Genomic DNA, 11455 nt, shown 5'->3' on the forward strand with positions numbered 1-11455 from the left:
TCCATCACGGAAGTAAACAATGCAGCGGCGGCGAAGCTCGAGCTGGGCTTCAGGAGTGGCCTTGCGGCCGTCGAGGGTTGTGGTGGTTTTATCTTCATATCTCATTTATCAATTATAACATAACCGTAGCCGTTTATCAACTATTTTGTGCCTATGTTAATAAAAGGGATGAAGGTACGTAAACATTGAGCCCGCGGCATGAGAAAAAGCATTTCGGCGGCGCTTATCAAAAACTCCGGGAGTTCGGACTCTCCTTCGGGCGCAGGAGGACCCGCAGCGGGCATCCGGAGACATCTGCGCGTCTTCTGCTTCCGGGATAAACTTTTTGCCATTCTTCCTTTCGTCACATCTCTCAACAAACTATCAGAGAAGCGTCATGCAGAACGGTCGTCCGACAATCGTCAACCTGATTCCCTCCTCCAACCCGGCTCACCCGCTCCTGAAGCGCCTTCCTGAAATCGGCGAGGTCTTTCACCGCGACCGCATGAGCGAAGAAGAGTTTCAAGAGGTCGCGCCTCATGCCGACGTGCTTGTCTCCGCGTCCAACCTCAGGGTGACGGACGAGGAGCTGTCGCACTACCCGGCGCTTCGCATGGTGGGAGACTTCGGTGTCGGATTCGACGGCTTCGATGTTCCGGCTATCGCCCGCCGGGGCCTTCGCGCCTGCCATACGCCGGACGTTCTTTCCGAAGACGTTGCCGACCTCGCGATCGGACTTCTCCTTGCGCTTGCCCGGTCGCTTCCTGCCGCCGACGCCTTCGTGCGCGCCGGAAGGTGGCCCAATGAAAACTTCCCTCTCGGACGCCGCATCGCCGGCTGCCGGATCGGCATTGCCGGTCTCGGGCGCATCGGCAAGGTCGTTGCCGAACGAGCGAAGGCCTTCCGGATGGAAGTGGGCTACACGGCGCGCGCTCCGAAGGACGTGCCCTGGCAGTACTTTAAGTCCGTCAAGGACCTCGCCGCCTGGTGCGATGCGCTGATCGTCGTCATTCCGGCAACCCCTGAAACGCACCATCTCATCAACCGCGAGGTGCTCGAGGCCCTAGGGTCCAAGGGATTCCTCGTCAACATAGCCCGCGGCGCGCTCGTTGATACGGAAGCCCTCATTGAGGCGCTCCGCGACAAAACGATCGCCGGCGCCGCGCTTGACGTCTTCGAGCACGAGCCTCATGTTGAGGACGGCCTTCTCAAGCTCGGGAACGTTGTGCTTGCGCCCCACATCGGTTCAGCCACCGTTGAAACGCGCGACGCCATGGCCGAACTCGTGATGGAAAACATCCGCCTCGCGCTGAACGGGCAGCCGCTCGTGACGCCGATTCCCGGAACGCGCAGGGATTGACGTCTTTTCACCCGGACCTCGCCGCCTGAAGCCCGCCCTTTCGAGACGGGCTTCAGATTCCTGAGAGCATCCGTCCACAGGTTTTGCCCAATTCAAAGTACGGCGTGATGTACTTTTCCCTGCAAGGCATGCTGACGGAATCTCTCTTCATATTCGATGCGCGCAAAAACCTCTCTTCCGGGAACTTCTCTAAATTCGTCAAGGCAGCATTCCATCCCGACCTTCGCCTCAGTACCAACACCTCCAGCCTCAGCACCGATCCGATGCTGAGGCTTTTCTGCAAAGGCAGTTGCTACCGGACGCTTCTCCAGGCAACGAACCTCCGTTCCTCTCCGCTGAAAACGAGAGCGGCACGAAGGAGTTCCTTTCCGGGCTGAAGAGCACCATAGCGGCGGGAAGCAATCTGTTTTGCCGCGTCTTCAAGACACGGCTGAACCTCGGACGACTTCCGGGCGAATTTAAATTCGAATACCCAGCGGCGGCCGCCAACCTCAACTTCAAGGTCGCTTCTGCCGAGTGCCGAATGGTTCTCCACCTTCGGGAGCATTGCGGCACCGAGCAAGAGAACCTGCAGATACGATCGGCAGGCTGCTTCGTCGCGGATGGGATACCGAAGATAATCTATGGCCTCAACTGCTTGATTGAAGCGGCCGACTACCTCATCCAGGCTGCCTGTCGCCATCGTTTCGGAAATGAGCGGTTCAGCTGCGCCTTCGAGCGCCTTGCCTTTCAAAAGCTCTCCCGCATAGAGCTGAGCCATCGAAACCGCAACCTCACGATTGGGATAACCAAGAATTGCCAGGCCGTTAGGCCTCATCTCCCGGATCGTGAGATAACCCGACTGAGTAAGGAGCGCTTCACGTCCGATTTCATCAAATTTACGGGCTTCCCCAAGTTCACTCACCTTTATCGGGCGAACTTCGTCGAAATTAGCTGGTTTTTCGAGATCATGGTCGGCCAGGTAGCGCATCAGAATCGTCGGCTGACCGCCGCTCTCATACCAATAATTGACGAATCCCTGCTCCGGATACATGAAGAAATTGAGGATGGACCATGGACAGAACACGTGCTTGCGGGCTTCAGATTCCAGCGTCTTGCCGTCAAAGCAATATCCGTCGTAGTATTCCCTAAGTTTTTCAATGAGTTCCCGCTCACTGAGGTTTCGTATTTTTGCCGCTTTTCTCAGATAAAAGGCAAAATACGTCCTGATCTCCTCCTCCGTGAGCCCAAGAAGCGTGCTGTAGGCCGGGTTGAGTGAAATATCGTCGAAATTATTGAGTTCCGAGAAGATATTCGTCTGCCGATAGCGCGTGATTCCCGTCATGAAGAAGAATCGCAGGCATCCGCCCCTTGACTTAAGCATCAGGAAGAACGGACTCATAATCGTGCGTACGGCATCAAACTTCGTCTTATTGTCAAGCGATGCAGTCAATGGGGAATCATATTCATCGATAAGGAGCACGAGCGATCTCACAGGGAGCTCATCGAGCCAGGCTAAGAGCTGCATCATCAATGGCTCGCGTCCCCTGCCGGAGTTGTATCGGAACCCGATCGTCGCGAACCGGTTGATAAGAAGCGCATTGAATTTTTCCTGGAAATCCCGCGAATCAGAGAAATCCCTGATTTCCGAAAAGTCCAGCCGGACAACCTTGTACGTCTTATCCTTCCATAACTTTTCAATCGCAAGCCCCTGGAAGTCCCGCAGGCCATGCTTGAAGAGCGTCTCGAAAGCAGACACCAGCAGTGATTTGCCAAACCGGCGGGGACGGGAAATGAACACCTTGCGGCTTTCACTGCAAAGTTGGTAAATAAAGGCGGTTTTGTCAGCGTACACGCACTGCTCGTCTCTCAGAGCGCGAAAGTCAGACTGACCAAGCGGAATCGGCTGGCGAGACTCAATTCCAGCGGACGGCGAAACTGATGAGGACATTTCATCAGCAGCGGCTGACCCGGCAGAAGCTGCATCAGCGCTCCTGTTTCGGAGCATGGTTAAGCGACGACCTCTCAGCTGTTTTTCAGGAATCGGAAACTTCTCCGGATGCAGCTGGTATTCGGGCGTGGGAATGAAGCACATTTCACGCACCATCCCGAGATGAAGAGAAGTCTTGCCTCCGCTCCTCAATTTGTCTGCCTTTGACCGATAGCGATAATGCACTGCCACACCGCCGGAAGTCGTTCGGGAGAGATCGGCATTTTTCGGCAGATCGCGGATTAATTCCTTATCAGGAAGCGGATTTTTCGTTTTCAGGCCGGTGGTCATCCCTGGGCTCCTAATATGGCCACATTCATCATGCCATTCATTATGGCATGAGTTTTGGAAATGTGTTTCTTAGAGCTCAGTTCGCCGGCCTGGTTCAGGCTGCCTTTGCATGCAGAGTCGTCTTGCAGGCGGACAAAGATGCATCGTCATGCGGAAGCAAAAACCGTAAGTGCGTTTCCGCGCTTCCATTTCCTTTTCAACAGTGCATAATCGGGTCAATTTTTCCCGTACACGCACTGCTTAATTCACAGAAAGGTGACCTTTTGACCGTTCTCATGCCTGAACCCAAGGGGACCAGGCTCGGCCAGGCGACGACCTATGCCGAACACTATTCCCCGGAACTTCTTCAGCCCATTCCCCGCGCGCTCGGTCGCGACGCCATCGGCGACCATGATTTTCAGGGCGCCGACATCTGGCGCCTTTATGAATTCTCCTGGCTCGACCACCGGGGCCTTCCCCATGCGGCGGAAGTGGAGCTCGCCGTCCCCGCCTCGACCCCTTCGATCATCGAATCGAAGTCTCTGAAGCTCTACGCGATGAGCTTTGCGATGACGAAGCTTGCGGACGCCGCGGAAGCCGAGGCGATTCTCACGCGCGACCTTTCCGAGGCTGCCGGAGGCGCCGTTCAGGCAAAAGTGAATCCTCTGCGCACATGGGAAACGAGGGTCGCACCGATGCCGGGCGACAATCTGGAAGAAATGCTCCCCGAAACGAAGGTTGACGCCTATGAAGTTTCGCCGGACCTTCTCGAAAGGGACTCGGCCGCAGGCGAGCGCGAGGTCTTCTGGTCGACCAACGTCTTCCGCTCGCTCTGTCCCGTTACCGGGCAGCCCGACTTCGCATCCGTTTCCGTTCATCTCTCCGGCGAAGCCGTCAATCCGGCATCACTGCTCAGATACCTCGCGAGCTACCGTCAGCACCGGGGCTTCCACGAACAGTGCGTCGAGCAGATCTTTCACGACCTGCGGTCGCGCTTTGACCTCAGAGTCCTCGAAGTGCAGGCCGCCTTCACGAGGAGAGGCGGCATCGACATCAATCCCTTCCGCTCGAACGTGCGGGAAATTCCGCTCAATTCCCCGCGCGAGCTGAGGCAGTAACGCGTTCGCGTTTCCCGGGTTTGAAGGCGCCCGGGAAACGCATTTTCCTGTATTGCAGAATTCAATTCTGTCAATCAGAGAAAGTCTGCAGGCTCGTCAACCTCTTTGTTTATCTCGGTTTTTCATAGATTTTCCCGACGCCCTTCCGTGGCCCCGTCCTTTCCTTGCGAAATATCAAACTGCCTCTCGAAATAACGCGGCAAAGTAGAGGCAACGCCTGATCGGGCAATGCTTATTTCAGCATTTCAAATTCAAAATCATCTCCGGTCAGGCAGCTCTTAGAAAGGAGAGAAACCTATGACCACTTCCATTTCGCGCCGCAGCCTCATCGCCGGTTCCATCGCGGGCACCGCCGCCATTGCCGCTCCCGCGTTTGCGAAAGCCGCTCCCAAGTGGGATGAGACTGTCGACGTCATCGTGGTCGGCACGGGCTTCGCGGGCCTTGCCGCTGCGATCGAAGCGAAGAAGGCCGGCGCCAACGTCATCGTTCTCGAGAAGATGACGTTTGCCGGCGGCAACTCCGCAATCAACGGCGGCATCATGACCGCCACGGGCTGCCCGCAGCAGAAGATGCACGGCATCAAGGACTCCCAGGAGCTTCTTGAGAAGGACATCCTCGTTGCCGGCGCCTACATGAACAACCGTGAAAAAGTTCATCAGATGGTCTCTCAGGTTCTGTCGAACTACGAGTGGTGCGTCAATGAACTCGGCGTTCAGTTCCTCCCCGATGCCATCGGCCAGGAAGGCGGCCACAGCGTTCCGCGCTATGTGACCACCACCAACGGCTCGGGTTCCGGCATCGTCATGAAGGAACTCGAATACGTGAAGAAGCTCGGCATCCCCGTTCGTCTTCGCACCTATGTCGAACACATCGTGCGCGATGAGTCCGGCCGCGTGACGGGCCTTGAAGTCCGTGAAAACTACAAGTTCCCGGACAAGACCTCCGGCACCGTGAAGCGCATCGCCGCGAAGAAGGGCGTCATCCTCTGCTACGGCGGCTTCGCTGCCGACGTGAAGTTCCGCATGTATCAGGATCCGAAGCTCGACGCTTCGCTCGATACGACCAACCAGCCTTCGGCCACGTCCGAACTCTGGCGCGAAACCTCCGCCATCGGCTGCCTGCAGGTTCAGAACGACTGGATTCAGTGCGGCCCGTGGGGCAACCCGAAGGAAAAGGGCATGGGCATCGGCTGGCAGTTCAACCAGACCGCTGCCGCTGAATACGGCATCTGGGTGAACTCGAAGGGCGACCGCTTCGTGAACGAACTCGCCAACCGCAAGGTTCGCGCCGACGCCATCATGGTTGAGCAGCAGAACGGCCTCAAGGCCTTCGCCATCTGCAACGAACCCAACGTGCAGCCGCTCAAGAAGCAGCGCCCGGGCTTCCTTGAAAAGATGCTCGACGCGAAGATTCTCGACAAGTACGACACCGTTGAAGCCATGGCCAAGGGCGCGGGCATTCCGCTCGACGAGCTCAAGAAGACCATCGCCGCCTTCAATGAAGCCGTCAAGACGAAGAAGGATCCGGCTTTCGGCCGCTACATCAACAATGACCAGGTCCCGATGGTTGACGGCCCCTGGTACATCGGCGAATGCCAGCCGAAGGTTCACCACTGCATGGGCGGTCTCTACACCGACCTCAACTGCCAGGTGATCGACGTGCGCAACGACAAGCCCATCCCGGGCCTCTATGCCGCCGGCGAATCCACGAGCGGCGTGCATGGCGCCGTCCGCCTCGGCTCCGTCGCGATTCTTGACTGCCTCGTCTTCGGCCGCATCGCCGGTCAGAAGGCCGCCAAGGCGTAAGACCATCGCCTGATGGAAACCGCCGGGGCCCGTAAGTCCCGGCGACCAGAAAAGCGCTTTCCGGACACTCTCCGGGGAGCGCTTTTTTCGTCTGAGCCCTTATCCGGCAAGTTTTTCTGAATTTGTAAATCCTGACGCCTCAGATCAACAATTGTGTCTGCCGGCACCTCTTCGGGTTTTCATGGGGATAGGATTGAATACATCCAGTTCGGGTGAACCCCTACTGCGAAAGCATAATTTCGCTCTGAGGGTCTTACCCTAAACAAAGTAGAAAAGAGAGAAAAGAAATGACGCTTGCAAATCGTCGTGAATTTTTCCGTACGGCTGCGGCCGGTGCGGTAGGCGCTGCCGGCATGCTGGGCGGCGTTGCGGCTGCTGAAGCCCGTTCGCCCAAGTCCGCCAAGTACGATCTCATCATCGTCGGCGCCGGCTGCGGCGGCCTCGTCTGCGCAATCCGTGCTGCCGAGCTTGGCCTCAAGCCCCTCCTTCTTGAAAAGATGCCCATGCCTGCCGGCAACACGATTTATGCCGCTGGCTTCCTTCTCGGCCTCAACACTTCGTTCCAGAAGGCCAAGGGAACGGCAAACGATACGAACGAAGCCTTCTTCAACGACATGATGAAGGTTTCGCAGCAGAAGGCCGTACCTGTCCTTACGCACAAGGTGGTCGACAACTGCACGAGGCTCCTTGAGTGGCTCCACTCCTACTGCGGCGTCAACTTCAATACGGGCGCGAAGCTCGTGTGGCCGATGCTCACCCGTGCGCACCTCGTTACCGGCGAAGTCAAGCCGGGCGGCGGTCAGCTCGCCATGACGCTTCTCAACAAGGCGAAGTCCCTCGGCGTTGAAGTCCGCACGAACACCAAGGTGGTCGAGCTCCTCTCCGATCCGAAGAAGGGCAACGTCAACGGCGTGCGCGTGAAGACGAAGGACGGCCTCTCTGAGGTCTATTCGAAGTTCGGCGTCGTTCTCGCCACCGGCGGCTACTCCGCCAACCAGCAGCTCGTCACGCAGTACATCGGTTCTGCGGGCGCCAAGATGCCGATTCGCGGTTCGCGCATCATCGCGGGCGAAAACGTGGTCCTCACGGCTCCGTTCCTCCCGAAGGTCGTGAACGTCGACCAGTATCACTGCGGCCCGATTTACGGCCCCACCGGCGCCAACCCGCTCAACATCGTCAACAACGGCATCTGCGTCAACAAGGAAGGCAAGCGCTTCACTGATGAAGGCCAGACCTACGTTCAGATGTCCCGCGACGTTGCCGCCAAGACGCCCGACAACTGGGCCTTCATGGTCTGCGACCAGACGACGCACGACATCCCGATTCTGAAGAACGACTGGGAGTCCTACAGCCGCACGAAGGCTCCGGTTTATACGGGCAACACCATCGAGGAAGCCGCCAAGGCCGCGGGTCTCGACCCGAAGGTTCTTGCCAAGACCGTTGAGGACTACAACGATGCCGTGAAGTCGGGCGAAACCTCGAAGCTCAGCCCGGTCAACACGCTCCCGAAGGCTCCGCTCATCGAAAAGGCGCCCTTCTACATCGTGCCCTTCCAGGGCGGCATGACGGCCACCTTCGGCGGCCCGCTCATCAACACCGAAGCTCAGGTGCTCGACACGGAAAATCATCCGATCGACGGCCTCTTCTGCATCGGCAATGCTGCCGGCGGCCTCTTCTACGACAACTATGTCGGCGGCGCTCAGCTCACCTCTGCAGGCGTCTTCGGCATGACTGTTGCTGAACACGTCAAGGCGCAGAAGGAAGGGAAGCTCTGATTGAAGTCTTCTGAAGACTTTTAAGCCGAGTCCCTGAAGCCGGCGGATTCTGATGAGTCCGCCGGCTTTTTCTGTGCCCGCCTGCCAGGGCACAATCGACAGTCTCCTCAATCGCGGCGAGTCCTTTGATGCCGCCCGCCGGGAAGCGACCACGGATGACCGTACGGAGAAAATCTACGAGCAGCCGTTCCGAGTCTTACTTTGCGGAACATCAACTCGTGGAGTGATTCCGGGATCGAGCATTCTTTGGAAGTGAAAAATCATAAAGACGATCGTGCATCGTTCGATTTTCCGCTCATAATCGCCTTTTGGAAGAGAAAGAGCCCCTTCATCGAGGCTCCTGCGTCTCATTCATTTCAACGAAAACTCTGGATCATGTCTGAGAGAGAAACTCTAACTGCCTCTCACTGGGGACTCTTCTACGCCCTGACCAAGGAAGGCCGCCTCACAGGGGCAAGGCCTTTCGAGAAGGACCGTGCGCCTTCGCCCAATCTTGAGGACATTGCGAACCTCCCCTACGCAGAAGCCAGAATCCTTGAGCCCATGGTGCGCCGGGGCTTTCTCGAAAAGAGAGCGGAAAGCCGCGCGGACCGCGGAAATGATTCCTACGTTCCGGTGAGCTGGGAGAAGGCGCTCGACCTCGCGGCCGATGCGATTCGAAGCACCTACCGGGATTTCGGGCCGAGTGCCGTTTGGGGCCGCTCCTACGGCTGGAAGTCTCCGGGAAGCGTCAACAATTCGATTGCACTCCTTCAGAGGCTTCTCAACCTCATGGGCGGCTACATTGAGACCGGGAACAGCTACTCCACGGCCGCAATCGGCACCATTCTCCCCTACGCGCTCGGCATGAAGGATCCGAGATCCACGGGCTGGGACACGATTCTCGAACATACGGAACGCATCGTCCTCTGGGGGTGCGATCCGCTCGTCACGAACGACATCGACTGGACGACGACGCTCCATGAGGCAACGGAGATCTTCAGAAGCCTCAAAGGCCGCCCGCGCATCCGCACGATTGCCGTCAACCCCGTCTGCCCCAAGACCGCTCAGGAAATCGGGAGCCAGTGGATTGCCGTCAAACCCGGCACCGACTGCGCCCTGATGCTCGGGCTCCTCTACGTGCTGATTGAGGAGAAGCTCGCCGACGAAGCCTTCCTCAGCCGCTGTACGACCGGCTGGCCCGAGCTCAGGTCCTATGTTCTCGGGGATGAGGACGGCATTCCCAAAACGCCCGCCTGGGCGGCTTCGGAATCCGGCGTCCCGGCCGGGGATATTGAAGCGCTTGCCCGCGACATGGCCTCTCACCGCACGATGATCATGTTCGGATGGGGTCCTCAGCGCGCCCGCTACGGCGAGCTTCCGCCATGGATGGCCGTGGCGCTCGCGGCAGCCCTCGGTCAGATCGGGCTCCCGGGCGGCGGCATCGGCACCAACTACCACTACTGCAACGGCGGATATCCGCCGGGAACGGGCCCGCAGCTCGGGCAGATCCCGTCGAGAGTGCCTCCCGCAGTTCCCGTCCTTCACCCCTGGAAGGGGAGCCGCGCCGTTCCGGTCGCACGCATGGCGGACGTTCTTGCCCATCCCGGCAAAGTCATCGCCTGGAACGGCAGCCGGATCGAATACCCGGACGTGCACCTCGTCTTCTGGGCAGGCGGCAATCCCTTTGCGCACCATCCGGATACGAGAAGGCTCGAGGAGGCCTGGCGCCGCCCCGACGCCGTGATCGTGGCCGAAAGCTTCTGGAACGCCACCGCTCGGCATGCGGACATCATTCTCCCGGCATCGACCTTTCTCGAGAGAACGGACATCACGCCGATCGGCACCTACATCAATGACGGCATCGTTCTCATGAAGCAGGCGATCGACCCGATCGGGAACTCGAGAAGCGACTACGCCATCTTCTCCGCCCTCGCGCGCCGCCTCGGCCTTGAGGAGCCCTTCACTGAAGGAATGACGGAAGCGGAATGGATCAGAAAGCTCTATGAGGACGCGAGAAGCCGGAGCCTCGAATCCGGCCTCAAAACGCTTCTCCCCGAATGGGAAGATTTTGAAAAAGCCGGCGTCATCCTCTACCCGCACGAAAAGAAAAATGATGGGTTTGTCGCCTTCGCGGATTTCCGCCGCGACCCCGAGGCGCATCCCCTCAAAACGGAGACCGGGAAGATCGTTCTTTATTCCGAGCGGATTGCGAGCCTCGGCTACGCCGACTGCCCGCCGCACCCGGCCTATCTGAAGCCCTACGAAGCCTACGGGAACGCAGAGCATGCGGCGGACGTTGCGGCGCTCAGGAACCCCGAAGGCGGGTACCTCCAGCTCGTATCGCCCAAAAGCGATGCACGGCTTCACAGCCAGCTCAACGCCGTTACCTTCCGGAAGTCCCAGATTGCCGACCGGGAAATCTGCCTCATCAACCCGGCAGACGCATCTCTGCGCAACATTGCAACGGGCGACGTGATCCGGGTCTCGAGCCTGCGCGGCGCAATTCTTGCCGGGGCCTTCGTGACGGATTCCGTGCGTCCCGGAGCCGTCGTCGTGCATCACGGCGGCTGGTTCGATCCGCAGAAGGTAGAGGGCGAAGCGCTCGACGTTCACGGATCATCCAACGTCCTTACGCCCGATGACCCGGCAAGCTCCCTCTCCTGCGGCAACATCGCGTCCACCGCGCTCGTTCAGGTTTCCAAATGGACGGGGACAGCGCCGGAGGTCAAGGTATTCGAGCCTCCTGAACACTGATTCCTGCTCAAATGCGCGCCTCCCCGGGTAATACCGCAGGAGGCGTTCTTTTATCCGCCGCCCGGCAGTCAGCCTTCAGGCAATATGTCCTTCATGCCGATGGCCCGCGGGGCCTTCGCGGCAAGGCTTCGGAGCAGGAATCCTCTTTTCTGCTCCGAAGCATTCTTCGAGTGCCTGCTGCACCGGATAGCTTCCCTCTTCTGCATCGGCTCTTCCTTTGGAAAGCCGTGGCGCTCTGGAAGCTGAGAACTTCCGTCGACAGGCACAAGGTCGCATTGACCTCATGCACGCCGCCAGCTCGCGTCCTCAACGTACCGCCTCACGGAGCCGATCCATGTCCATTTTTATTAACAAAGGTATTTAATAGTTGACGGATGGTGCTGTGTGGCGCTTGGGGTCAGGCCGCCTGTGCATAGAGGGTACTCTCATTCGTAAAACAGGC

6 protein-coding genes are annotated in these 11455 nt (G+C 58.5%); 5 read left to right on the forward strand and 1 reads right to left on the reverse strand.

Annotated features, from left to right (window positions below):
- The first annotated feature begins 376 nt into the window (after positions 1 to 376).
- Positions 377 to 1339, forward strand: a complete 963-nt coding sequence (locus GBM95_RS09415; RefSeq protein WP_152158865.1) for a 2-hydroxyacid dehydrogenase — start codon at positions 377 to 379, stop codon at positions 1337 to 1339.
- Between the two features lie 292 nt (positions 1340 to 1631).
- Here GBM95_RS09415 and GBM95_RS09420 read toward each other — a convergent pair whose 3' ends face one another.
- On the reverse strand, positions 1632 to 3599 hold the full coding sequence (locus GBM95_RS09420) for an AAA family ATPase (RefSeq protein ID WP_152158866.1): 1968 nt from the start codon (positions 3597 to 3599) through the stop codon (positions 1632 to 1634).
- Positions 3600 to 3874: 275 nt separating this feature from the next.
- Here GBM95_RS09420 and GBM95_RS09425 point away from each other — a divergent pair, with 275 nt between their 5' ends.
- The 4 genes from GBM95_RS09425 to GBM95_RS09440 all read left to right on the forward strand — a co-directional run bounded on the left by GBM95_RS09425 (position 3875) and on the right by GBM95_RS09440 (position 11013).
- Positions 3875 to 4696 (forward strand): NADPH-dependent 7-cyano-7-deazaguanine reductase QueF, encoded by an 822-nt coding sequence (locus GBM95_RS09425; protein WP_152158867.1) that lies wholly within the window; start codon positions 3875 to 3877, stop codon positions 4694 to 4696.
- Between the two features lie 297 nt (positions 4697 to 4993).
- Positions 4994 to 6502, forward strand: coding sequence for a flavocytochrome c (locus GBM95_RS09430; RefSeq protein ID WP_152158868.1), 1509 nt, complete (start codon positions 4994 to 4996; stop codon positions 6500 to 6502).
- A 287-nt stretch (positions 6503 to 6789) separates the two neighbouring features.
- Entirely contained in the window at positions 6790 to 8277 is a 1488-nt protein-coding gene (locus tag GBM95_RS09435) for an FAD-dependent oxidoreductase (RefSeq protein ID WP_152158869.1), read from the forward strand.
- A gap of 375 nt (positions 8278 to 8652) precedes the next feature.
- Positions 8653 to 11013, forward strand: a complete 2361-nt coding sequence (locus GBM95_RS09440) for a molybdopterin-dependent oxidoreductase (RefSeq protein ID WP_152158870.1) — start codon at positions 8653 to 8655, stop codon at positions 11011 to 11013.
- The last annotated feature ends 442 nt before the right edge of the window (positions 11014 to 11455 follow it).

Source organism: Sutterella seckii (assembly GCF_009183815.1).
In the GTDB taxonomy this organism is placed as follows: Bacteria; Pseudomonadota; Gammaproteobacteria; order Burkholderiales; family Burkholderiaceae_F; genus Sutterella; species Sutterella seckii.